The organism is Streptomyces sp. NPDC046215, assembly GCF_040646215.1.
In the GTDB taxonomy this organism is placed as follows: Bacteria; Actinomycetota; Actinomycetes; order Streptomycetales; family Streptomycetaceae; genus Streptomyces; species Streptomyces stramineus.
This window is the reverse complement of sequence record NZ_JBEYZW010000066.1, coordinates 18,515-40,961: the sequence shown is the minus strand read 5'-3', so window position 1 is coordinate 40,961 and position 22,447 is coordinate 18,515. Positions and strand designations below refer to the sequence as shown.

Annotated in this window: 20 protein-coding genes and 1 pseudogene; 11 read left to right on the top strand and 10 right to left on the bottom strand. The window is 73.0% G+C overall.

The window, feature by feature from the left end; translation table 11 throughout:
• Window positions 1-115: 115 nt before the first annotated feature.
• Entirely contained in the window at window positions 116-1,147 is a 1,032-nt protein-coding gene (locus ABZ951_RS24770) for a methyltransferase (RefSeq protein WP_344091068.1), read from the bottom strand.
• 77 nt (window positions 1,148-1,224) lie between these two features.
• Window positions 1,225-2,274 (bottom strand): aminotransferase class V-fold PLP-dependent enzyme, encoded by a 1,050-nt coding sequence (locus tag ABZ951_RS24765; RefSeq protein ID WP_344091071.1) that lies wholly within the window; start codon window positions 2,272-2,274, stop codon window positions 1,225-1,227.
• A 526-nt stretch (window positions 2,275-2,800) separates the two neighbouring features.
• Here ABZ951_RS24765 and ABZ951_RS24760 point away from each other — a divergent pair.
• The 4 genes from ABZ951_RS24760 to ABZ951_RS24745 all read left to right on the top strand — a co-directional run bounded on the left by ABZ951_RS24760 (window position 2,801) and on the right by ABZ951_RS24745 (window position 7,486).
• Window positions 2,801-4,057, top strand: a complete 1,257-nt coding sequence (locus tag ABZ951_RS24760) for a histidine kinase (protein ID WP_344091073.1) — start codon at window positions 2,801-2,803, stop codon at window positions 4,055-4,057.
• Between the two features lie 28 nt (window positions 4,058-4,085).
• Window positions 4,086-4,772 (top strand): response regulator transcription factor, encoded by a 687-nt coding sequence (locus tag ABZ951_RS24755; protein ID WP_344091075.1) that lies wholly within the window; start codon window positions 4,086-4,088, stop codon window positions 4,770-4,772.
• A 162-nt stretch (window positions 4,773-4,934) separates the two neighbouring features.
• Complete coding sequence (locus tag ABZ951_RS24750; RefSeq protein WP_344091078.1) at window positions 4,935-6,395, top strand: alkaline phosphatase PhoX; 1,461 nt, start codon at window positions 4,935-4,937, stop codon at window positions 6,393-6,395.
• A gap of 20 nt (window positions 6,396-6,415) precedes the next feature.
• Complete coding sequence (locus ABZ951_RS24745; RefSeq protein WP_344091080.1) at window positions 6,416-7,486, top strand: MsnO8 family LLM class oxidoreductase; 1,071 nt, start codon at window positions 6,416-6,418, stop codon at window positions 7,484-7,486.
• Here ABZ951_RS24745 and ABZ951_RS24740 read toward each other — a convergent pair.
• Both ABZ951_RS24740 and ABZ951_RS24735 read right to left on the bottom strand, forming a co-directional pair.
• A complete protein-coding gene (locus tag ABZ951_RS24740; protein WP_344091082.1) occupies window positions 7,439-8,641 on the bottom strand; it encodes a TerD family protein in 1,203 nt (400 codons plus the stop codon). The two genes, ABZ951_RS24745 and ABZ951_RS24740, sit on opposite strands and share 48 nt — an antisense overlap.
• A 137-nt stretch (window positions 8,642-8,778) precedes the next feature.
• Window positions 8,779-9,576 (bottom strand): NAD(P)-dependent oxidoreductase, encoded by a 798-nt coding sequence (locus ABZ951_RS24735; protein WP_344091084.1) that lies wholly within the window; start codon window positions 9,574-9,576, stop codon window positions 8,779-8,781.
• Between the two features lie 200 nt (window positions 9,577-9,776).
• Between ABZ951_RS24735 and ABZ951_RS24730 the strand changes: the two genes are divergently transcribed.
• Window positions 9,777-10,937, top strand: a complete 1,161-nt coding sequence (locus tag ABZ951_RS24730; protein WP_344091086.1) for a serine hydrolase domain-containing protein — start codon at window positions 9,777-9,779, stop codon at window positions 10,935-10,937.
• A 220-nt stretch (window positions 10,938-11,157) separates the two neighbouring features.
• Here ABZ951_RS24730 and ABZ951_RS24725 read toward each other — a convergent pair whose 3' ends face one another.
• Complete coding sequence (locus ABZ951_RS24725) at window positions 11,158-12,660, bottom strand: hypothetical protein (protein WP_344091088.1); 1,503 nt, start codon at window positions 12,658-12,660, stop codon at window positions 11,158-11,160.
• Between the two features lie 319 nt (window positions 12,661-12,979).
• Between ABZ951_RS24725 and ABZ951_RS24720 the strand changes: the two genes are divergently transcribed.
• Window positions 12,980-14,824, top strand: coding sequence for an endonuclease/exonuclease/phosphatase family protein (locus tag ABZ951_RS24720; RefSeq protein ID WP_344091091.1), 1,845 nt, complete (start codon window positions 12,980-12,982; stop codon window positions 14,822-14,824).
• A gap of 101 nt (window positions 14,825-14,925) precedes the next feature.
• Window positions 14,926-15,834: a 4-hydroxy-tetrahydrodipicolinate synthase gene (gene dapA / locus ABZ951_RS24715; protein WP_361280699.1), complete on the top strand. Its 909-nt coding sequence runs from the start codon at window positions 14,926-14,928 to the stop codon at window positions 15,832-15,834.
• A gap of 28 nt (window positions 15,835-15,862) precedes the next feature.
• On the opposite strand, the gene dapD is transcribed toward dapA, so the two are convergent.
• Genes dapD through ABZ951_RS24700 form a run of 3 tightly spaced genes read right to left on the bottom strand, consistent with a single transcriptional unit; the run spans window position 15,863 to window position 17,761 of the window.
• The gene (dapD, locus tag ABZ951_RS24710; RefSeq protein WP_344091096.1) at window positions 15,863-16,852 is read right to left on the bottom strand and encodes a 2,3,4,5-tetrahydropyridine-2,6-dicarboxylate N-succinyltransferase; all 990 of its coding nucleotides are present in this window, start codon (window positions 16,850-16,852) and stop codon (window positions 15,863-15,865) included.
• Window positions 16,853-16,880: 28 nt separating this feature from the next.
• Window positions 16,881-17,438, bottom strand: a complete 558-nt coding sequence (locus ABZ951_RS24705; protein ID WP_344091098.1) for a TetR family transcriptional regulator — start codon at window positions 17,436-17,438, stop codon at window positions 16,881-16,883.
• Window positions 17,438-17,761, bottom strand: coding sequence for a multidrug efflux SMR transporter (locus ABZ951_RS24700; RefSeq protein ID WP_344091100.1), 324 nt, complete (start codon window positions 17,759-17,761; stop codon window positions 17,438-17,440). The genes ABZ951_RS24705 and ABZ951_RS24700 overlap by 1 nt, the downstream gene beginning before the upstream one ends.
• A 211-nt stretch (window positions 17,762-17,972) precedes the next feature.
• On the opposite strand from ABZ951_RS24700, the pseudogene ABZ951_RS24695 reads away from it, so the two are divergent.
• From ABZ951_RS24695 to ABZ951_RS24680, 4 genes and pseudogenes are all read left to right on the top strand, one after another.
• Window positions 17,973-18,476, top strand: a pseudogene (locus ABZ951_RS24695) (agmatine deiminase family protein); the annotation flags it as partial.
• Window positions 18,443-18,886, top strand: a complete 444-nt coding sequence (locus ABZ951_RS24690; protein ID WP_361280704.1) for an agmatine deiminase family protein — start codon at window positions 18,443-18,445, stop codon at window positions 18,884-18,886. The pseudogene ABZ951_RS24695 and the gene ABZ951_RS24690, both read left to right, overlap by 34 nt.
• A gap of 42 nt (window positions 18,887-18,928) precedes the next feature.
• A complete protein-coding gene (locus ABZ951_RS24685; RefSeq protein WP_344091102.1) occupies window positions 18,929-21,247 on the top strand; it encodes a hypothetical protein in 2,319 nt (772 codons plus the stop codon).
• A 159-nt stretch (window positions 21,248-21,406) separates the two neighbouring features.
• Window positions 21,407-21,568, top strand: a complete 162-nt coding sequence (locus ABZ951_RS24680; protein WP_344091104.1) for a hypothetical protein — start codon at window positions 21,407-21,409, stop codon at window positions 21,566-21,568.
• Between the two features lie 49 nt (window positions 21,569-21,617).
• Here the strand turns inward: ABZ951_RS24680 and ABZ951_RS24675 are convergent, their stop codons facing one another.
• Complete coding sequence (locus ABZ951_RS24675; RefSeq protein WP_184730813.1) at window positions 21,618-21,956, bottom strand: metal-sulfur cluster assembly factor; 339 nt, start codon at window positions 21,954-21,956, stop codon at window positions 21,618-21,620.
• Window positions 21,953-22,417 (bottom strand): Fe-S cluster assembly sulfur transfer protein SufU, encoded by a 465-nt coding sequence (gene sufU, locus ABZ951_RS24670; protein WP_344091109.1) that lies wholly within the window; start codon window positions 22,415-22,417, stop codon window positions 21,953-21,955. The genes ABZ951_RS24675 and sufU overlap by 4 nt, the downstream gene beginning before the upstream one ends.
• Between the last annotated feature and the right edge of the window lie 30 nt (window positions 22,418-22,447).

Genomic DNA, 22,447 nt, shown 5'->3' with positions numbered 1-22,447 from the left:
CCACCACGCTCCTCCGACACGTCCTGGACGGCCGGCGCCGCGCGGGAACCCGGCCGTCAGTGTGTGAGCGCCCACCCCGCCGGTGGACGCCGGGGCGGAGCCCCGAGTGGGTCACCTACTTGGTACCGATCACCATCGACTCCGCCCCCGCCAGGTGCCGCACCCGGCTGTCGCCGAACCCGGCCTCGGCCAGCCAGCCGCGGCAGTCCGCGCCCGTGTAGTCGAAGCCGCCCGTGGTCTCGATGAGCATGTTGAGGCTCATCAGCAGCGCGGGCGCGTTCTCGCGGCGGTCGTCGTCGATGAGGGTCTCGTAGACGATGACGACGCCGCCCGTCGGCAGGGCCTCGTACGCCTTGCGGAGCAGCATCCGCTTCGTGGGCAGGTCCCAGTCGTGCAGGATGTGGCCGAAGACCAGGGCGTCGGCCCGGGGCAGCGGGTCGGTGAAGAAGTCCCCGGCGGTGAAGGACAGCCGGTCGGCGAGTCCGAACCGCTCGACGCGCCGGTCGAAGTCGTCGCGGACGGACTCCAGGTCGAAGCCGATGCCGTGCAGGTGGGGGTGGCGCAGCAGCAGGTGCCCCAGGAGGGCGCCCTCCGCGCAGCCGATGTCGGCGACGACGCGGTGGGCCGACCAGTCGAGGGTGTCGGTCAAGGCGTGGGCCGAGCGCATCGACAGGCCGGTCATGGCCTGGAGGAACTCCGAGCGGCGGGCCGGGTCCTGGTAGAGGGTGTCGAAGAACTCCCCGCCGTGCTTGATCTCGTTCTGCGGCTCGCCGGTGCGCAGGCCGTCCAGGAGCGTGCCCCAGAAGTCGTAGAGGCGGGAGTCGGCCATCTCCAGGAAGCCGCCCAGGTAGCCGGGCCGGCCGCGGTCCAGGTAGCGGGCGGTGGTGGGGGTGTTGGCGTAGCCGTGCTCGCCGCGGTCCAGGAGGCCGAGGGCCACGAGCGCGTCGAAGAAGTCGCGGGCGGCGCGGGGGTGCAGCCCGAGCCGGAGGCGCAGTTCCTCGCAGGGGAGCGGGCGCGCGGCCAGCTCGGTGAACAGGCCGAGGCGGACGGCGGTGAACAGGACCTTCGACGCCTGGTAGCCGGTGGCGAGCTGGAGCATCCGGTCGAGTGCCGCCGTGTGGTCCTGTTCCTTGCGCGCGTTGCTCATGAACTCTCCTCAAGGGCGGAAAGGGGGGCTGCCGGCGGATGTCGGTCCGGTGGGCGGAGCTCCCCCGTCCTACCCACTCACTCCCCCGCGAGCACCTCCAGGAGCCGGTCGACATCGGCTGCGGTGTTGTACAGGTGGAACGCCGCGCGGAGGTTCCCGGCCCGGGCGCTGACCTTGACGCCCGCAGCGGTGAGCCGCTCGGCGGCGGCCCCGATGCCGGGGACGGAGACGATCGCGGAGCCCTCGGCGGGCACGGGCGTGCGGCCGAGGGCCGGGAGCCCGGCACGGAAGCGGTCGGCGAGGGCCCGGTCGTGGGCGCCGATCCGTTCGACGCCCAGCTCGGTGACGAGGGCGAGGCTCTCACGGGCGGCGAGGTAGGAGTAGATCGCCGGGTTCTCGTCGAAGCGGCGGGCTGAGGGAGCGAGGTGCTCCACGCGCCCGTAGCAGCTGTCCCAGGGGTCCTTTCCGGAGACCCACCCGGCGAAGAAGGGGGTGAGGCCGCCCAGGTCCTCGGGGACGGTGAGGAAGGCGACGCCGCGCGGGCACATCAGCCACTTGTAGCCGACGCAGACGGTGTAGTCGAAGGCGTTCGCGTCGAGGGGCAGCCACCCGGCGGACTGGCTGAGGTCGACGAGCGTGCGGGCGCCGTGGGCGCGGGCGGCGGCGGTGACGGCGTCGAGCGGGGCGAGGCGGCCGTCGGCCGACTGGACGGCGCTGACCGCGACGAGGGCGGTGCCGGGGCGGACCGCGTCGGCAATCTTCTCCAGGGGCACGGCCCGCACGTGGAGGTCGGAGCGCATGTGGAAGGGGTTGACGAGGGAGCTGAAATCGCCCTCGGCGACGATGACTTCGGCGCCGGGCGGCAGGGACTGGGCGATCAGGCCGCAGTAGACGGCGACGGAGTGGCCGGCGGCCACCCGGTCGGCCGGTACCCCGTGCAGGCGGCCGTAGAGGGCGCGGGTCTCCTCCAGGACGTCGAAGGTGCCCCTTATCCCCAGCGTCCCGGCCGCGGTGGCGGCGACGGCTTCGGCCAGGGCCGCCACGGCGCCGGCGGGGATCAGCCCGGTGGCGGCGGTCTCGAGGTAGGTGGTCTCGGGCGTGAACTGGGCGGGTGCCAGGCTCTCCATGGTCAACCACTATGCGCGGCGGCGGCCGTTCCGTCCATGACGGGCGGCGGCCGCCCGCCGGAACGCGCCCCGCCGAACGCGGCCCCGGCAGCAGGCGGATGGGGGGCGGGGGCACGCGCGCGGGGTGGAGAAGGAGAGGCCGGCTCCGGGCCCTGAGGCGTAGGGGGCGGCGGGCGTTGTCTGTCGCGGGGACGAGAGGCATGTCCGACCCACGGCGGAGCAGGTCCGCCGTACGGGTCGACGCGCCGGATCCGATGCCGGACGATCCTAGGCCTATGAACCGAACGACACTGTTTCCGCCCTTCCCGACCACCATGACCGGAACCGCACATTCTGCGACGGCCTGGGACGACCACGCCACCTGACGCCCATGAGGCACCGCGGACGGCGGCTCGCGGTGGCGCCCGCCGCCCTGCGCGGGGCCGGACGCCGGAACCCCCGGCGCCCACCCGCCCGTCCCCTACCCTGTTCGAATGATCACCGGTCTTGAGTTCCCCGCCGCGCAGCGCACCGCCGCCCCCGCCCCGTGAGGGCCCTGGCGAGCGCCCTCCTCGGGCGCCGGGCCCGGCTGCGCTGGGTGCATCTGCTCCTCGGCGGCGCCCTGTTGATGCCGTACTTCCTGCTGGCGAACGTCATCGTGGCGGCGGTCGTCACCAGTGACGGCCTCCTCACCGGCTCCCTCCTGCGGCAGTTCGCCATCTTCGGGCTGGCGCTGCTCCCGGCGGCGGTCACCGCCCTCTTCCCGCTCGTACGCCCCCTGGAGGGCACGGCGGTGCGGGCGCTGTGCGCGGTCCCCGGCGCCGAACTGGCCGCCGGGCCGAGCGACTCCTGGGCCGCGCGCGGGCGTACGGCCGCGTGGTACACCCTGCACCTGGCGGCCGGCGGCATCGTCAGCGGTGCCTCGCTGGCCGTGCCGCCGAGCGCCGCGATGCTGCTGGCCGTGCCCTTCCTGAGCGGGCATCTGCGCGAGGCGTGGCTGCGCTGGCCGGCGACCCTCGACGGCCCCTGGACCCTGCTGGGGCCGGTCGGCGGGGCCGCCCTGCTGTTCCTGATCGCGGGCATCTCCTGGGCGGCGGGGGCCCTGCTCGCGCGCTGCGCCCCCGTGCTGCTCGGCCCGACGGCCGCCGACCGGATCGCCGCGGCGGAGCGGCACGCCCTGCGCCTGGCCGAGCGCAACCGGCTGGCGCGCGAGCTGCACGACTCCGTGGGCCACGCGCTCAGCGCGGTCACCCTTCAGGCGAGCGCGGCGCGCCGGGTCCTGGACTCCGACCCGGGTTTCGCGCGCGAGGCCCTGGCCGCCATCGAGGAGACCACGCGCGCGGCGGTCGGCGAACTCGACACCGTGCTGGGCCTGCTGCGCGAGGACGGCGCGGCCTCGGCCGCCCCCGCGCCGACCCTCGCCGACCTCGCGTCCCTGCTGGAACGGACCCGGGCGGCGGGCGGCACCGTCACCCTCACCGCGCCCGCCACGCTGGACGGCGTCCCGCCGGTCGTCTCCCGGGAGGCGTTCCGGATCGTCCAGGAGGGGCTCAGCAACGCCTTGCGGCACGCGGGCCGGGTGCCCGTGCTCCTGCGGATCGACGCGGCCGCCGACCGCCTGGAGGTCGTCCTGGAGAATCCCGTGGGCCCGGAGCACGTCCCCCACCACCGGCCGGGCGGCGGCCGCGGCCTGGCCGGCATCGCCGAGCGCGCCCGTCTCCTGCGCGGCACGGCCGAGGCGGGTGAACACGCGGGCGTATGGCGGCTGTCGGTCAGCCTGCCGTGCGGCGGCGGCCCGCCCTGACGGCCGGCCGCGCCCTAAGCTGATCTTCATGCCAGACAACGCGCCGGAACCCGGCAGACGCATACGAGTCCTCCTCGCCGACGACGAACGCATGGTGCGCACCGCCCTGCGCGCGATCCTCGGCGCCGAGCCGGATCTGGAGGTCGTCGGCGAGGCGGCCACCGGCGCGGAGGCGGTGTCGCTGAGCCGCGCCCTGTCGCCCGACGTCGTCCTGATGGACGTGCGGATGCCCGAGGTCGACGGCATCCGGGCGACCGAGCGGGTGCTGGCCACGATGGAGGACCCGCCGCGGATCGTCGTCGTCACCACGTTCGAGAACGACAGCTACGTCTACGAGGCGCTGCGGGCGGGCGCCAGCGGCTTCCTCCTGAAGCGGGCGGGCGCGGACGAACTCGTCCAGGCCGTGCGGCTGGTGGCCCGGAGCGACTCCCTGCTCTTCCCCGCGGCCGTCCGCTCCCTGGCCGCGGCGCACGCGAGCGAGCACCGGACGCGGGACGCGGCCCGGGCGCTGCGGGAGCGGCTGTCCGAGCGGGAGGCCGAGGTGCTGGCCCTGATGGCGACGGGCCTGTCCAACGCCGAGATCGCCGAGCGGCTCACCGTGGGGGCGGCGACGGTCAAGACGCACGTGGCCGGGGTCCTGGCCAAGCTGGGCGTCCGGGACCGCACCCAGGCGGTCATCGCGGCCTACGAGTGCGGGTTCGTCGCGCCGCGGTGACGGCTCCCCGCGGCGGCCCGGCCCCGGGCGCCCCGTACCGCCGCCCGCATGTCGTGTGGTGTTCATCCGGTTGTCAGAGGGAAACGAGACCGTAGGCGCCGCTCCTGTGTTCGCCAGAACCACGGAGCGCCGCAGGACGAGCCGGCGAACCCTGGAGACCAGATGACCCTCAGCCGAAGAGACTTCGCCAAGCGTTCCGCCTTCACCGGAGCCGGAGTGGTGCTGGCCGGCAGCGTCGGCGTGCTCGCCACCGCGCCCGGCGCCCTGGCCACGGGGACCGCCGCTCCGGCCGGTGCGGCCGGGGCCGGGGAGCCGCCCCGGATCGGGTACGGGCCGCTGGTGAAGGACCCCAAGGGCCTCCTCGCGCTGCCCGCCGGGTTCTCCTACCGGGTCATCACCCGTACGGGCGTCACCAAGCTGGAGTCCGGGCAGCTCACGCCGTCCAACCACGACGGCACCGCCGCCTTCGAGGGCCCGCGCGGGGCGACGCTGCTGGTCAACAACCACGAGCTGGGCGGCGCCCGCGCCAAGTGGCCGCACCCGGTGCCGCCCGTCGACGGCCTCGTCTACGACCCCGCCGCGGCCGGCGGCTGCACGGTCGTCGAGGTCGGCCGGGACCACGTCGCGGAGTGGGTCGGCATCGCGGGGACGTCCACGAACTGCGCGGGCGGCGCCACCCCCTGGGGCACCTGGCTCACCTGCGAGGAGACCGAGGACAAGGCCGGCAAGAACGGCATGACCAAGGACCACGGCTACGTCTTCGAGGTCGACCCGCGGGACCGGCGCGCCAACCGCGACCCGCGGCCGGTCAAGGCGCTGGGCCGCTACGCGCACGAGGCCGTCGTCGTCGACCCCGGGCGCGGTCACCTCTACCTGACGGAGGACGCCTCCGGGCCCAACGGGCTGCTGTACCGCTGGACCCCGCCCAGCGGCTTCGAGCACGGGCGCGGCAGGCTGCGCACGCTCGCCGACGAGGCCGGCTCACTGCAGGCGTTCAAGTGCTTCGACTCCGGCGGCCGCTTCGTGGACGACCTCTCCCGGGCCAGGAAGACCGGCACCGTCTACGGCGTGGACTGGGTGAACGTCCCCGACCGCGACGCGCGCTCGGTGTCGGTGCGCAAGCAGTTCAAGAGCGGCGAGGTCACCCGGGCCCGCAAGCTGGAGGGCATGTGGTGGGGCGACGGGGGCGCGTACGTCGTCGCGTCCTTCGCCCGGGACGAGAGCCCGGTCCCCCACGACGGCCAGGTGTGGTTCTACGACCCCAAGCGCCGCACCCTGACCCTGAAGGTGATCCTGGGCGTCAACAAGCGCCCCGAGCGCGACGGCGCCTACGACGGGCCGGACAACATCACCGTCTCGCCCTACGGCGGTCTGATCGTCGCCGAGGACGGCGAGGGCGTCCAGCACCTCTTCGGGGCGCTCGACGACGGGCGCACGTACCCCATCGCGCGCAGCGAGCTCAACATCGGCTCGGCGGACAAGCCGGAGTACAGCGAGTTCACCGGGGTGACCTTCTCCCCGGACGGCACCACGCTCTTCGCCAACAGCCAGGAGCCCGGCATCATGTTCGCGATCACCGGCCCGTGGCGCCGGCAGGGCGGCCGGCGCGGGAATCACGTCTAGCCGCAGGTGTTGTCACAAGGGTGACGACTTCGGCGCTGAGCACCACCCGTTTCTCCGTCCTGGACCGTTCCCGCACCCGGCGGGGGCGGGAGCCGGGAGAGGCGCTGCGCGACACCGTGCGGTTCGCGCAGGAGGCCGAGGCGCTCGGCTACCACCGGTTCTGGGTGTCGGAGCACCACAGCGTGCCCGGGGTGGCGGGCTCCGCCCCCACCGTGCTGGCGGCGGCGGTGGCCGCCGCCACCTCGCGGATCCGGGTCGGCACGGGCGGGGTGATGCTGCCCAACCACCGGACGCTGGTGGTCGCCGAGCAGTTCGGGGTGCTGGAGTCGCTCTTCCCGGGCCGGATCGACATGGGCGTGGGGCGGTCCGTCGGCTTCACCGACGGCATCCGGCGGGCGCTGGGCACGGAGAAGGAAGCGATGGGGGGCTTCGGGGAGCAGCTGGCGGACCTCGCGGCGTACTTCGGCGGCGCGCCGCTCCCCCACCCCGGGGTCCACGCCTACCCGGCGGAGGGGCTGTCGGTGCCGGCGTTCGTCCTCGCCAACGAGGCGGGCGCGGAGCCGGCGGCCCGGGCCGGGGCGGCGCTGGTGATCGGCGGGCTGACGGGGCGGGAGAAGACGCTCGCCGCCGTCGACCGCTACCGCGCGGCCTTCCGGCCCTCCGCGTGGTGGGAGCGGCCGTACGTGGTGGTCGCGGGCGACGTCGCCGTGGCGGAGACCACCGGGGCCGCCCGCCGGCTGCTCGTCCCCGAGGCGTGGGCGCTGGCCCGTTCCCGGACCCAGGGGGCGTTCCCGCCGCTGCTCCCCGCCGGGGAGGCGGAGGCCGGGGCCGCGGCGGCGGGTGCGAAGGAGCGCGGCTTCTACGAGGCCGCGCTGGGCGGCGGTCTCCACGGCACCGAGGAGGAGGTCGCCGCCGCGCTCGGCTCGCTGATCGAGCGCAGCGGCGCCGACGAGGTGCTGGTCACCACCAGTGGGTACGACCGGGTGGGGCTGCTGGACTCCTACCGCCGGCTGGCCCGCCTCGCCGGGCTGCCGGCGCGGGCGTCACAGGGCCTGGGCGGCGGGCTTGACGAGATCGCGCACCGTGCGTGACTTCACGAACTCGCCGAGTGCCGTCATCTCCCACTCGCCCGAGTACTGGCGGATGAACTTGCACATCAGGACGCCGGTCTTCGCCTCCGAGTCCGTGAGCTCAAAGCGCACGAGCTCTTCATTGGTGCGGGCGTCGAGCAGCCGGCAGTACGCCTTGGCGACCTGGTTGAACTTCTGGCCGGTGAAGGAGCTGACGGTGAAGACCAGGCCCGTCACCTCCGGCGGCAGCCCGTCCATGTGGACGGTGATGGCCTCGTCGTCGCCCGCGCCCTCGCCGGTGAGGTTGTCGCCGGAGTGCTGGATCGCGCCGTTGAGGATCTGGAGCTTGCTGAAGTAGCAGGCGTCGATCATGTTGCGGTCGGGGCCGTAGGCGATGACGGAGGCGTCCAGGTCGATGGCGCGGCTGCCGTAGGCGGGCTCCCAGCCGAGGCCCATCTTCACGGACTGCGTCAGCGGGCGGCCGCCCTTGACCAGGGAGACCGTCTGGTTCTTCTGGAGGCTGACCCGGCCCTTGTCGAGGTTGATCTTGCCCGAGGCGGCGGCCGGGGGCGCGGCGGGCGCCGGCGGGGCCTGGACGGGAGGGGCCTGGACGGGGGCGGGCGGGGCGACCGGCGCGGCGGCGGGCGGGGCCGGGGGTGCGGCGGGGGCGGCCGGCTCCTCCACGCTGACGCCGAAGTCGGTGGCGATGCCCGCCAGGCCGTTCGCGTAGCCCTGGCCGACCGCGCGGACCTTCCAGGCACCGGCCCGGCGGTAGACCTCGACGATCACGAGGGCCGTCTCCGTGCCGAGCTGCGGCGGGGTGAAGGTGGCGAGGACGGAGCCGTCCTCGGCGTTGCGGACCGTGGCGGTCGGCTCGGTGCCCGCGAACGTCGCTCCGGCGGCGTCCGGGCTGGCCGTCACCACGATCTTCTCGATGCCGGCCGGGACGGCGCCGGTGTCCACGATGATCGCGTCGGGCGTGCCGCCGGTCGCGGCGCGGTGCGTCACACCCGGCCCGCTGGGCTGGTTGAAGAAGACGAAGTCGTCGTCGGAGCGCACCTTGCCGTCGGCGGTGAGCAGCAGGCCCGACACGTCGAGCCGCACGGGGGCGGTGACGTCCACCGTCACACGGGCGACGGAGAGAGGGATGTTCGAGCCGGGTGTCATAGCGGTCATGCCCCGGGTAACGAGTGACCGGGCTTTGCGGTTCCATTACCGAACGTCGAGTTCTCCGGTGCGCTGTGCGCCTCTTCGCCCCGTCGCAGGTCAGAGGGCGGGTCAGGAGCAGGTCAGAGGGCGGGGCAGGGAGCGGGTCAGGCGCGCCGGGTGGGCGGGGTGGGGGTGCAGAACTCCCCGCCGATCAAGGACCGGCCGTCGGCGGGCTCTTCGGCGGGCAGGCCCGCCGCGTAGGTCTCGGAGTCGTCCAGCGGGGTGTAGCCGAGCGCGCGGGCCGTGCCGAGGTCCCACCACAGCCGGGTATTGGCGGAGCTGCCGTAGGCGACGGTGTGGCCCACTCCGTCGGCGGTGAGCGCGGCGTGCAGCAGCCGGGCGCAGTCGGCGGGGCTCAGCCAGGTGGACAGCATGCGCACCGAGGTGGGCTCGGGGCGGCAGGAGCCGATGCGCAGACAGACCGACTCGATGCCGTGGCGGTCCCGGTAGAGGGAGGCGAGGTCCTCGCCGAAGCACTTGGAGAGCCCGTAGAAGGTGTCCGGGCGGTGCGGGGTGTCGACGGGGACGGGCGGCTCGCCCGGCGCGGGGACGGGGGTGAAGCCGACGGCGTGATTGCTGGAGGCGAGGACGACGCGCCGCACGCCCGCCTCCCGGGCGGCCTCGTAGAGGCAATAGGTGCCCTCGATGTTGGCGTGGAGGATCTCCTCGAAGGGCGCTTCCAGGGAGATCCCCGCGAGGTGGACGATCGCGTCGCTGCCGCGCACGGCGGCCCGCAGTGCCCGGCGGTCGGTGAGGTCCGCGGTGACGGCGCCGGGCTCGCCGTCGACGGGCCGCGCGTCGAAGAGGCGCAGCGTGTAGCCGTAGCGGGGCAGCAGCGCGCGCATCAGCGTCCCGATGCCGCCGGCCGCGCCGGTGAGCAGGACGGTGCGAGGAGCGGCCATGGCCGCAACGCTAGGGAGGCGCCGCACGCCCGGTCAAGGTGCCCCACCCCCGCCGGAATGCCTCAATCCGCTTGCCCGGTGGGAGAGATGCGCAGGTCACACAGGGCCCGGCGGAATAATCACGTCACCCGCATGGCTGCATCCCGCGACGCAGCAGATGATCACATCGATCTGCACATCGAGCTAACCGGGGAGTACGGATGTCGAGCGAAACCGCCGCACGGGGGACCGTCGAGAAGGGCTACGAAACCGTCCGCGAGGTCTTCGAGGCCACGCTGGCCGAGGAGCGGGCCGGGCACTCCGCCCAGCTCGCGGCCTACGTGGACGGGCAGCAGGTCGTGGACCTGTGGGGCGGCCCGGACATCGAGGGGGACTCGCTCACCGGCGTCTTCTCCTCCACCAAGGGCGCGGCCCACCTCGCCGTCGCCCTGCTCGTCCAGGACGGCACCCTGGAGCTGGACCGGGAAGTACGCCACTACTGGCCCGAGTTCGCCGTCCACGGCAAGGGGCACACCACCCTGCGGCACCTGCTCACCCACCAGGCCGGTCTCCCCGGCGCCGACGGCGGCTTCAGCCCCGAGGAGATGGCGGACGACCGGCTGATCGCCGAGCGGCTGGGCGCCCAGCGCCCCCACTGGCGCCCCGGCGCCGCCTTCGGTTACCACGCGCTGGTCATCGGGGCCCTCACCGGTGAGGTCGTCCGCCGCGTCACCGGGCTGACGATGCAGGAGTTCTACGAGAGCCGCATCCGCGCCCCGCACGGCATCGACTTCTACATGGGCCTGCCCGAGGACCAGGAGCACCGGGTGCTCGACATCCAGCCCATGGACCCCACCCCCGAGCAGAAGCGCACCCTGCAGGAGTCGGCTGCCGGGGCGGAGAGCCTGACCGGCGTCGCGTTCAACCACAACCACCCCGAGCACCCGACCGTGCTGGAGGAGCTGCTCAACTCCCGGGCCGTGCGCGCGGCGGGCCCCGCCTCCGTCGGCGGCGTGGCCTCCGCCCGCGGTCTCGCCCGCCTGTACGCGGCGGCCATCAGCGGCGTCGACGGCGCGGCCCCGCTGCTCACCCCCGCCACGGCCGCCGAGTTCGCCCAGGTCAACGTCAGCGGCTACGACCTGGTGCTGCGCGGACAGAACACGTTCGCCCTCGGCTTCGCGGCGTCGTCGGACACCTACCCCTTCCTCGGCGCGCGGGCCTTCGGCCACAGCGGAGCCGCCGGTTCGCAGGCGTTCGCCGACCCGAGCCGAGGCCTGGCCTTCGGCTACAACCGCCGGCGCTACGCCTTCCCGGGCGGCGCGGCCCCGGAGGTCGGCCGCCTCGCGAAGGCGGTGCACGACGCGGCGGGGCGCGCCCGGTAAGCACGGGCCGCACGCCCCGGCGGCAGCCCTCCGGCCCGCGGGCCGGGGAGCTGACGGGCAGGGGCACTCCAGCCCGCGGGCCGGGGGGCCTGACGGGCAGGAACACTCCGCGCCGCGCGGAGACCGGGGGCGCGCACCGCACCGGCCGCGGTACAGCACGGTGCCCCGTGGTGGCCCGGCCACCACGGGGCACGGCCTTGTGGGCCGGAAGGGCTGCCCGTCAGCTCCGCGAGCGGGCCTTGAAGGCCGCCTTGCGGGCTTCCTTCGCCGCCTTCTTGTCAGGGTGCAGACGGCCCATCGCCTCCAGGACGTCGGCCGTCGCCGGGTGGTCCACGCGCCAGGCCGTGTCGAAGAAGCCGGTGTGCGGGCCGACCAGGTCCACCACCAGGCCCCGGAGCTCGTCCGAGTCGCCGTCGGCCGCGAGCTGGGCGGCGATCGTGTCGATCGTCAGCCAGAAGACCATCGCCTCGTCGGGCTCCGGGATGTCGCGCGCGCCGTGCTCGGCGAGCCACACGCGGGCGAGCCCGCCGAGCTCGCGGTCGTCGAGGACCTCCCGCAGCGCGGGCTCGGCCTCGGCGCCGACCAGGGAGAGGGTCTGCTGGGCGGACAGGCGGCGGCGCGGCGCCTCCTCGTCGGCGCCGCGGCCGGCGGCGAGCAGCTCCCGGGCGGCGTCGAGGGGGGTCCGGCGGGCCAGCCACAGGTCGGCTTCGGCGCGGGCGGCCGCCTCCGGGTGGCCGGGGAGCGCGGCGAGGAGGACGTCGGCGTCCTCGCCGGCGAGGTCCCCGACGGCAGGGGCGTCGATGCCGGCGTCCAGCATCCTCGTCCGCACGGCGAAGAGCCCGAGGGGGGTGAGGGTGACCAGGCCGTAGCGGCTGACGTCCTCCTCCTCGGGACGCTCGGACGCGACGCCGTCGACGGACTCCCGGATGTGGCCTTCGCCGTCGACCTCCTCGATGAGGGCCTCGTCGACGGGCTGGTACTCCACGATGCCGGTCGGCGCGAGCATCCGGAACTGGTCGTCCAGACGCATCATCGCGTCGGAGACCTCTTCGAGGACGTCGTCGGTGGGCTCGTCCATGTCATCAGGGACGATCATGGAGGCGGCGAGGGCGGGCAGCGGCACGGGCCGGTCGGCCGTGCCCTCGTCCAGCACGGTCAGCAGGTAGAGGTTGCCCAGGACGCCGTCGAGGAAGTCGGCCTCCTCCTCGGGGTTCCAGTCCAGGGCCTCCAGGTCGATGTCGCCGTCCGGCCCGGTCTCCGTGATCTGGTCGACCAGGTCGCCCAGATCGGGGGCCGCCGCGTCGGCCAGGACGTTCTCCAGGCCGCCGAGCCACACTTCGAGGATCTCGGCGGGGCTGCCGGAGGTGAGCGTGGCCAGCTCCTCGCCCGCGGTGGCCGTGCCGGAGGGCTGATCGGGGTCGGCCCCTTCTTCCTCTTCGTCGGCGCCCTCGGTGTACTCCACCAGCCCGGTGTCCAGCGCGTGCTGCCACGCCTCGGCGGCGTGGCCGGGCCCGTCCTCGTCGTCGGTCAGACCGAGGAGCTCGGTGGCGGTGCGCAGTTGTTCGGCGAGCAGCTCGCCGCCCGCCCCGACCGGGGTGCCCTCGCCGGCCCAGCGGGCGAGCTTCGCCGCGCGGGTGAACAGCGGCGCGGACAGGGCGTCCCGCGCGAGCTCCGCGTCGGAGTGGAGCCGCACCGGCGGCATGGTCGGGCGGTCTCCGGACATCAGGGGAATCTCTCCTCGTCGTGACGGCGGCGCCACGGTCGGTGGGGCGCGCGGTGCCCAAGCCTAAGGGCTCCGCCGGAGGCCGGGCGCATCATCCGCGGGGGCGGGGCGGCCGGCCGCTCGGACCCCGTTCCACCGGCGCCGCCCGCTTCCGGTACCGCTCGGGGCACGTTTACCGGGCTACCGCCCGTAAGACCTTGACAACTTCCCTTCCCTCACCTGACATTGACGCGCGTAGATCTTCGTAGCGCCGCAGCCGGCGCCGATCTCCCTCTCTCCGCTTCCTCAGCCGAAGCTCCTGACCCCACCGGAGGCTCCCGTGCCCGCTCGCCGCCCCCTGCGCAGACCCCCCACCGTCGGCTCCCTCGTGGCCCTCGCCCTCGCGGCCGGCCTGCTCGCCGCCCCCCAGGCCACGGCCGACGGCGGTGCCGGCAGCGCGGCGGTCCGGATCCACGACATCCAGGGCACCACCCGGGTGTCCCCGCTGGCCGGACAGCAGGTGACGGACGTACCGGGCGTCGTCACCGCCGTCCGCGCCTTCGGTTCGTCGCGCGGCTTCTGGGTCCAGGACCCGCAGGCCGACCGGAACCCGGCGACCAGCGAGGCGATATTCGTCTTCACCGGCTCCACCGCCCCGGCGGTGGCCGTGGGCGACGCGGTCCTCGTCTCCGGCACGGTCACCGAGTACTACCCGGGCGGCGAGGCGGCGGGCCTGCAGTCGGTCACCCAGCTCACCAAGGCCACGGCGACGGTGCGGTCCTCCGGCAACACCCTGCCGGCCGCCTTCCGGCTCCGCCCGTCGAGCGTCCCGGACCGGTACGCGCCGGACGCGGGCGGCGGCTCGATCGAGAAGCTGCCGCTGAAGCCCGCCTCCTACGCCCTGGACCGCTACGAGTCCCTGGAGGGCATGCGGGTCGCGCTGCGGGACGCGCCCGTCGTCGGCGCGACCAGCGAGCACAAGGACCTGTGGGTCACCGCGGAGCCGCACCGCGACCGCACCGACCGGGGCGGCTCGCTCTACGGCTCCTACCGCGACCCGGGTGCCGGCCGGGTGAAGGTGGCCTCGCTCATCCCGTACGCGCAGCGCCCCTTCCCCGTCGCGAACGTCGGCGACGAGCTGACGGGCACCACCGCGGGCCCCCTGGACTACAACAACTTCGGCGGCTACACCGTCCAGGCGACCGAGCTGGGCACGCTCACCGACCGGGGGCTGAGCCGCGAGAAGACCCGCGGGCAGAAGAGCGACGAGCTGGCCGTCGCCACGTACAACGTCGAGAACCTCTCCCCGAAGACCCCGCAGGCGAAGTTCGACCGGCTGGCGTCCGCCCTGGTGACGAACCTGGCCTCGCCCGACATCGTCGCGCTCGAAGAGGTGCAGGACGACAACGGCACGACCGACGACGGGGTCGTGGACGCCGGGCAGACGCTGAAGAAGCTCACGGACGCCATCGCCGCGGCCGGCGGGCCCGCCTACGAGTGGCGTCAGATCAGCCCGGTCAACGGCCAGGACGGCGGCCAGCCCGGCGGCAACATCCGTACCGCCTTCCTCTTCAACCCCGCGCGCGTCTCCTTCACCGACACCCGGGGCGGCGACGCCACCACGCCGGTCACGGTGGTGCGCGAGGGCGGCAAGGCGGCGCTGTCCGCCTCCCCCGGCCGCGTCGACCCGGCGAACCCGGCCTGGACCAACAGCCGCAAGCCGCTGGCGGGCCAGTTCACCTTCCGGGGCGAGCGGGTCTTCGTCGTCGTCAACCACTTCAACTCCAAGGGCGGCGACCAGGGCCTCGACAGCCGCTTCCAGCCCCCGGCCCGCACCTCGGAGGTCCAGCGGACCCAGCAGGCGAAGTCGGTCAACGCCTTCGTCAAGCAGCTGCTGGCGGTGGACCGGCGGGCGAACGTGATCGTCGCGGGTGACCTCAACGACTACCAGTTCTCCCCCGCGGTCAAGGCCCTCACCGCCGGCGGCGTCCTCACCGACCTGGTCGACCGGCTCCCCCGCGACGAGCGCTACGGCTATGTCTTCCAGGGGAACTCCCAGGTCCTGGACCACATGCTGACGAGCGGTCACGTGCGGCGGGTCGACTACGACATCGTGCACATCAACGCCGAGTTCGCCGACCAGGCCAGCGACCACGACCCGCAGGTGCTCCGCTGGAAGCCGTAGCGCTCCTTAGCGGTGCCCGGAAGGACAATTAAATAGACCTGTACGTTCGAAGGGGCCCACAATCCGGCGGGAAGATCTTTTTCACTCCGGAGCGTGACACCGTGTCCACCACAACCACCGGCCCCTTCGGCCGTACTCTCTGCGCGATGGTGACGCCCTTCACCACGGAGGGGGCGCTCGACCTCGACGGGGCGCAGCACCTCGCCGACCGCCTCGTCGGGCGGGGCGGCTGTGACGGCCTGGTGCTGAACGGGACCACCGGGGAGTCGCCGACCACCACGGACGCCGAGAAGGCCGCGCTCGTCCGGGCCGTGGTGGAGGCCGTGGACGGCCGGGCCGCGGTCACGGCCGGCGCGGGCTCCGCCGACACCCGCCACGCGGTGGAGCTGGCACGGGCCGCCGAGGCGGCCGGGGCGCACGGGGTGCTGGTGGTGACGCCGTACTACAGCCGACCGCCGCAGGAGGATGTCGCGGAGCACTTCCGCACGGTGGCGGACGCGGTCGGCGTGCCGGTGATGCTCTACGACATCCCCGGGCGCACGGGGACGAGGATCGAGCCGGACACCCTGCTCCACCTGGCGGAGCACCCGCGGATCGCCGGGGTGAAGGACTGCGCGTACGACCTGGCGGGGAGCTCGAAGGTCATCGCGCGGACGGACCTCGCCTACTACTCCGGCGTGGAGGAGCTGAACCTGCCGCTGCGCGCGGTGGGGGCCGTGGGGTTCGTCAGCACGGTCGCCAATGTCGCGGGGCCGCAGCTGGCCGCGGTCCTCGACGCGTACGACCGCGGCGACGCCGCCGGGGCGACCGGGCACCACCAGCGGGCGCTGCCGCTGGTCGAGCTGATGATGGGGGCCGGCCTGCCGGGCACGGTGACGGCGAAGGCCCTGCTGGGCGCGCTCGGCCTGCCCGGGGGGCCGGTGCGGGCGCCGCTGCGGGCCGCGGCCCGCGCCCGCACCGGGGCGCTGGCGCGGGCGCACGCGGAGCTGGTGGTGGCCGGGTGGGCCTGACAGGCGCCACCCGGTCCGCCCGGGTGGGTCAGTTGTGGCTGTGGAGCATGTCGTTCAGGCCGCCCCAGGTGCTCTTGTACGGGCGGGCCTCGACGGCACCGGTGGTGGAGTTGCGGCGGAAGAGGATGTTGCTGGCCCCGGAGAGCTCCAGGGCCTTGACGACCTCGCCGTCCGGCAGGGTCACGCGGGTGCCGGCGGTGACGTAGAGGCCGGCCTCGACGACGCACTCGTCGCCGAGCGCGATGCCGATGCCCGACTCGGCGCCGAGCAGGCAGCGCTCGCCGATGGAGATGATCTGCTTGCCGCCGCCGGAGAGCGTGCCCATCGTGGACGCGCCGCCGCCGATGTCGGAGCCGTCCCCGACGACGACGCCGGCGCTGATGCGGCCCTCGACCATGGAGGTGCCCAGGGTGCCGGCGTTGAAGTTGACGAAGCCCTCGTGCATGACGGTGGTGCCGGCCGCGAGGTGCGCGCCGAGGCGGACCCGGTCGGCGTCGGCGATGCGGACGCCCGCCGGGGCGACGTAGTCGGTCATGCGCGGGAACTTGTCGATGCTCGTCACCTGGAGGTGCAGGCCCTCGGCCCGGGCGTTCAGGCGGGCGGTCTCGACCTGGTCGACGGCGACGGGGCCCAGGGAGGTCCAGGCGACGTTCGCCAGCAGGCCGAAGATGCCGTCGAGGCTCAGGCCGTGCGGCTTGACCAGGCGGCTGGAGATCAGGTGCAGGCGCAGGTAGGCGTCGTGCGCGTCGAGCGGCTTGTCGTCGAGCGAGGCGATGACCGTGCGGACGGCGACGACCTCGACCCCGCGGCGCGGGTCCGGGCCGACGGCCTTGAGGGCGCCCTGGCCCAGCAGCTCGGCGGCGCGCTCGGCGCTCAGCCGCTCGGTGCCGGCCGGGCCGGGCTCGGCGACCAGCTCGGGGGCCGGGAACCAGGTGTCGAGAACGGTGCCGTCCTCGGTGAGGGTGGCGAGGCCGGCGGCGACGGCGCCGGTGGTGCGGGAAGCTACTGCGTCGGTCATAGTCGAAAACCTAACCGGACACGGCCGGTCAAGGCGAACCGGTCCGCCCGGGGGCCAGCGCGGAGAGCGCCGTGTGGACCTCGTCCCGGTCGAAGGGCCGTCCCGTGATCAGCACTTGGATCAGCAGCCCGTCGAGGTAGTGGACGACGGCGCGCGCGCTCGCGTCGTCGTCCGTGCGGCGGCGCACCACGGCCACCGTCTCCTCCACGCACTCGGCGGCGATCGGCCGCACGGCCGGGCGGCGCAGCGCGGCGAGGTAGAGCTCGTACTCCAGCTCCAGGCGCGTGCGGTCGCCCGCGAGCCACTCCTCGATCCGCGCGGCGAGCTGACCGGCCAGCGGCGCCCCGGGGTCGCTGTCGCGCTCCCAGGCCGCCAGGCCGTCCAGCCAGTCCCGCGCGGTCCGCCGCAGGGCGGCGACGAGCAGGTCGTCGAGGGTCTTGAAGTGGTAGGTGGTGGAGCCGAGCGGCACATCGGCCTCGGCGGCCACGGCCCGGTGGCTCAGCGCGCCGATGCCGCCCGCGGCGACCACCCGGATCGCGGCACCGACGAGGCGGTCGCGGCGCTCGGGGTCGTAGCGGCGGGCCATCAGTGGGACGCCCCGCCGAGGTTCAGGACGACGACGCCCGCGATGACCAGCAGCACGCCCCCGACACGCGCGGCCGTGACGGCCTCGCCCAGGAAGAGCATGCCGATGGCGGCGACGACGGCGGTGCCCGCGCCGGACCAGATGGCGTAGGCGGTGCCGACGTTCATGGTCTTGAGCGTCTGGGCGAGCAGCGCGAAGGCGACGACGTACCCCACCAGGGTGCCGACCGAGGGCCACAGCTTGCTGAAGCCCTCGCTGAACTTCATCGAGGTGGTGGCGAGGATCTCCGCGATGATCGCGGCGGCCAGGGTCAGGTACACCATGCGTACAAGTGTACATATCGTTGCGTACGACCGTACGCAACGGCGATTCCCGCTGGCGGACACGCCCGGCGACGATGAGGCACTACGCGAGCGCGCCACGGATCACGCCTTGGGGGCACACCGATGAACAGCGTCCGCTCCCGTCCGAATCGGCCGCCCACGCGCGGACCGTCATGGGCTGGGCGCCGGCCGACTCGGGTGGGGACAGGACATGGCGGCGGTGCGGCGGGACGTCGCGGCCATCGCCTGCACGGTCGCCGCCTACAAGCCGGTGCTCCTGCTCACCGCGGCCGAGGACGCCGAGGGCACGAAGAAAGCCTGCGGCGGTGGTATCAAGGTCACGGACGTGCCGGCGGACGACCTGTGGCTGCGGGACTACGGGCCGACCTTCGTCATCGGACCGGACGGCAGGCCCGCGGGCATCGACTGCGGCTTCAACGGCTGGGGCGGCAGGCAGGAGCACCCCCGGGACGGCCTGGTCGCGCGCCGGGTGCTGGGGGCCTTCGGGGTGCCGCGCGTGGGGGCGCCTCTCGTGGCCGAGGGCGGCTCACTGGGGACCGACGGCGAAGGCACTCTGCTGGTCACCGAGAGTTCGCTGGTCAACGACAACCGCAACCCGGGGCGCTCGCGCGACGACATCGAGAAGACCCTCCAGAAGCTGCTCGGCATCCGGAAGGTGATCTGGCTGGCGGGCGTCCGCGGCGAGGACATCACCGACTGCCACGTCGACGCCCTCGCCCGCTTCGCCGCCCCCGGCCCCGTCGTCCTCAGCAACCCACCTCCGGGCTCCAGCCCGACGTCTGGACGCGGGTCGAGCAGGCCCGTACGGCCCTGGAGACGGCCACGGACGCGCGAGACAGGGCACCGGAGATCGTCGAACTGCCCGAGCCCGACCCCGCCCAGCTGGGCCACCGGGGCGCCGACTTCCTGGGCCGCTGCGTCAACTACTACGTCGTGAACGACGCGGTCGTCCTGCCGCGCTTCGGCGACCGGCACGCCGACGGGCGGGCGGCGGTGGTCCTGCGCGACCTGCACCCCGGCCGCGAGATCCGCCCCGTGGAGATCCACACCCTCGCCGAGGGCGGCGGCATCCACTGCGCCACACAGCAGCAGCCCGCCACCTGACTCCAGCTCTCTCTGTCAGTGCGTTCGGGCAGCATCGGCTTCATGAATCCGGAAAACGCCGCACACCCCACGGGCGCTCGGGACGAACTAGCCCGAGCCATCAAAGCCGCCGTGGACGAGGCCACACGTGAGGGTTCCCGACGTCCCACCCAGGTACAGATCGCCAAGGCCACGGAAGGCAAATATCGACATCGTGTCAGCAAGTCGGCCATCAGCGCTTGGCAGAGCGGCGGCAGGATCCCCGAATCCTGGGCAGCCCTGTCCTCGTTCCTGAGAGCTCTGGAGGAGACGGCCTCGCTTCCACAGGGCCGGCTCGACGACCCCAAGTGGGTACGGCTCTATGAACGAGCCTGCGCCGAACAGGTTCCCGAGCCCGGACCACAGGCAGTGACGCTCCGGGTCCGCGATACGGACCCGCTGGAGCTGAAGGTGCACCGTGCCCGCACGGCCGAGGGCGGCAACGCAGTACCCGCGTACGTTCCCAGGGACGTCGATCCCGCAGTACGCCGAGCCATGTCCCGCGCCGGGCAGCACGGCGGAGTGATCCTGTTGGTGGGGGACTCCACCGCCGGTAAGACACGTTGCGCCTACGAGGCTATGACGGCTGTTCTTCCCGACCACCTCCTCGTCGTGCCGCGCCACGTGACCGAGGTGCCGGAAGCGGTGTCCGCCGTGACCCGATCGGCCAAGGCCGGGGAACGCTGCGTGCTCTGGCTCAACGACATGGAGCGCTACCTCGGCCCCGAAGGCATGGATCTCCACGGCGTCCGGGCACTACGCACCGCCAAGGCCACAGTGCTCGGAACCATGCGCACCCGCATGCACCAGCAGTTTCCCGACGATGGATTGGTACAGCTCGCGGAGACATTCCAGGTCGAGCGGCTGTGGTCGCCCCCGGAACTCGACCGAGCACGCGAAGAACTGTACGAGAACCGCGATCCGAGACTGCGCCTAGCCCTCGATCAGGCCGCCGACTTCGGCGTCGCAGAAACCCTGGCCACCGGCCCTCAGCTCTGGCAGCGACTTTGCGGCGCCTCGGTGGTCAACGGCAACCCCCGGGGCGCCGCCCTGGTGTGGGCCGCGATCGACCTGGCCCTGGCAGGTCTGACGGACCCGCTCCCCGCCGAGCTGCTCGAGGAACTGCACGAGGACTACCTCCCTGGCCGCAACAAGCAGTTGCTCTGCCCCGAACCACTGGATGAGGCGCTGGCATGGGCCACGACTCCCCCTGACGCCGTGACTCGGCTGCTCATCCCTGACGGTCCCGGCCTGCGGGCCTTCGACTACCTGCTAGACGCTCATCTCAGGGCCAGCGGAACCTCGCCCGACTTCATCCCGGAGAGGGTGTGGGAGACCGCGCTCCGAGTGGGCACCGAAAGGCGTCAGCGCTTCGACATCGCCCTGGCCGCCCACGCCAACGAGCGCATCGACATCAGTCGCCGCGCCCTTCGGCCGCTCGCCGACGCGGGAGACGTGGACGGGCTGCGCGGACTCGGTGTCCTGTGCGAGCGTGAAGACCGAGCAGAAGCCGCTCAGTGGCTTCAGCTGGCCTGCGATGCAGGAGACGTACTGTCACATCGCCTCATGGGCAACCTTCACTTTCGCCAGCAGGATCGCGTGGCCGCCGAGGAGTGGTATCGCAAGGCCGCCGAGGCAGGGGACGAGGTGTCCCAGTCGTACTACCGCGGCGAACCTACTCCTGTTCCCACCCGTGCCCCGCAAACACCCGATGCTCCCTTGCCCCTACACGAGGCCGACGAGGTGGACGACGGAGAAGAGGATTGGGAAGAGGAGGACTACGGGCCCACTCCGCGCACGCTGCGCATACTCAGGGCTGCCTTCGGGCTCCTGGCCGACATGGCGTACGACGAACTGGAAGAGATCGGCGACGCCCGAGTGGACCTGCAAGACAACTACGCGTTCCTCTTCAGCGACATGCCGGTGTTGACCTGGCGACAGAAAACCGGGTGGCGCCGGCAGATGGCGCGATGCTTCGACGACCTGGCCGACGACATCGAAGTCGGCAACTGGCCGCTCCCCACCTGCACAGGGGAGGAAATGGCCATGCACCTCGCGCTCGATCACGCCTCGTCCATGGTCACGGACGAGCCGGATCTCGTCACCGAGCTGGTGAAGGGCCTTCCGGAGGAGCCCGGGGATTACGACTGGGAGCTGTGCATGACCACATTTCTGGAGGACACCGACGTCCTCTTCCTCTACGAGCCGTGGTCCCAGGGCATCGAAGACCCTCACAGCCCCCTCAACCAGCACCTGGGGATCGCCGGCCTGGAAGCAGACCGCTGGTTCAAGCCCTTCTACGAGGGCAGGGCGCGCGACCCGGAGCGAGGCTTCCGCCGCTGATCCCGTCTCCCGCCGGGAATTCCCGCCTGCAATGCGTGACCTGCGAAAACAGTACTCAGAAGGGATACGGACGTAGCGGGAGGGGGCCCGGCTCGGCTTGTGTGTCACCCAAGCGCTCGCATCCCGAACCGGCCCCACAAACCAAAGGCAGTCGCACTCATGTCCTTCAGCCACGAGCTCCTTGTCCTGGCTTGCCTCCCGATCGTCGTGGTCGTCAGCCTCCTCATCGGGCACCTGACGACGTTGCGAGGCCTGCACGGTGATCAGCGGGTAGCCGTTTTCCGTGTCCTCGCCGACGCGCTCGACAAACGCCGCCGATGACGCAGCGAGGCCCCCAGCAATCTGCTGGGGGCCTCGCTACAGCCAAAGGTCAGACGTTGAAGCCCAGCGCCCGGAGCTGCTCGCGGCCCTCGTCCGTGATCTTGTCCGGGCCCCACGGCGGCATCCAGACCCAGTTGATCCGGAGCTCGTTGACGATGCCCTCGGTCGCCGACTTCGCCTGGTCCTCGATGACGTCGGTCAGCGGGCAGGCCGCGGACGTCAGCGTCATGTCGAGGGTGGCGATGTTGGCGTCGTCGACGTGGATGCCGTAGATGAGGCCCAGGTTGACGACGTCGATGCCCAGCTCGGGGTCGACCACGTCGTACAGCGCCTCGCGGACCTCCTCCTCGGAGGCGGGCTTCGTCGTCGTCTCTACGTTGTCGGTCATGCCGTCTTCCCTTCGGCGCCTTCGTTCAGCGCCTGCGCCGTGGCGTCTTTCCACGCCATCCAGCTCAGCAGAGCGCACTTCACGCGCGCCGGGTACTTGGAGACGCCGGCGAACGCCACGGCGTCCTCCAGCACCTCCTCCATCGTCTCGTCCGGCTCCAGCTTGCCCTTGGACTGCATCAGCTCCAGGAAGGTCTCCTGGATGCGGCGCGCCTCGGCGAGCTCCTTGCCGACCAGCAGCTCGTTCAGCACGGAGGCGCTGGCCTGGCTGATGGAGCAGCCCTGGCCCTCGTACGAGACGTCTTCAATGGTCTCGCCGGAGAGCCGGACGCGCAGCGTGATCTCGTCGCCGCACGTCGGGTTGACGTGGTGCACCTCGGCGTCGCCGGTCCGCAAGCCCCGGCCGTGCGGGTGCTTGTAGTGATCCAGGATGACGTCCTGGTACATCGAATCTAGCTTCACAGTCAGATGCCCTCGTCAGCCACGGTGTCC

Excerpts from the sequence above, each read along its gene's own strand:
- ABZ951_RS24770 (WP_344091068.1), bottom strand. The coding sequence starts at position 1,147 with ATGAGCAACGCGCGCAAGGAACAGGACCACACGGCGGCACTCGACCGG.
- ABZ951_RS24765 (WP_344091071.1), bottom strand. The coding sequence starts at position 2,274 with ATGGAGAGCCTGGCACCCGCCCAGTTCACGCCCGAGACCACCTACCTC.
- ABZ951_RS24755 (WP_344091075.1), top strand. The coding sequence starts at position 4,086 with ATGCCAGACAACGCGCCGGAACCCGGCAGACGCATACGAGTCCTCCTC.
- ABZ951_RS24750 (WP_344091078.1), top strand. The coding sequence starts at position 4,935 with ATGACCCTCAGCCGAAGAGACTTCGCCAAGCGTTCCGCCTTCACCGGA.
- ABZ951_RS24740 (WP_344091082.1), bottom strand. The coding sequence starts at position 8,641 with ATGACCGCTATGACACCCGGCTCGAACATCCCTCTCTCCGTCGCCCGT.
- ABZ951_RS24735 (WP_344091084.1), bottom strand. The coding sequence starts at position 9,576 with ATGGCCGCTCCTCGCACCGTCCTGCTCACCGGCGCGGCCGGCGGCATC.
- ABZ951_RS24730 (WP_344091086.1), top strand. The coding sequence starts at position 9,777 with ATGTCGAGCGAAACCGCCGCACGGGGGACCGTCGAGAAGGGCTACGAA.
- ABZ951_RS24725 (WP_344091088.1), bottom strand. The coding sequence starts at position 12,660 with ATGTCCGGAGACCGCCCGACCATGCCGCCGGTGCGGCTCCACTCCGAC.
- dapD (WP_344091096.1), bottom strand. The coding sequence starts at position 16,852 with ATGACCGACGCAGTAGCTTCCCGCACCACCGGCGCCGTCGCCGCCGGC.
- ABZ951_RS24705 (WP_344091098.1), bottom strand. The coding sequence starts at position 17,438 with ATGGCCCGCCGCTACGACCCCGAGCGCCGCGACCGCCTCGTCGGTGCC.
- ABZ951_RS24700 (WP_344091100.1), bottom strand. The coding sequence starts at position 17,761 with ATGGTGTACCTGACCCTGGCCGCCGCGATCATCGCGGAGATCCTCGCC.
- ABZ951_RS24685 (WP_344091102.1), top strand. The coding sequence starts at position 18,929 with ATGAATCCGGAAAACGCCGCACACCCCACGGGCGCTCGGGACGAACTA.
- ABZ951_RS24680 (WP_344091104.1), top strand. The coding sequence starts at position 21,407 with ATGTCCTTCAGCCACGAGCTCCTTGTCCTGGCTTGCCTCCCGATCGTC.
- ABZ951_RS24675 (WP_184730813.1), bottom strand. The coding sequence starts at position 21,956 with ATGACCGACAACGTAGAGACGACGACGAAGCCCGCCTCCGAGGAGGAG.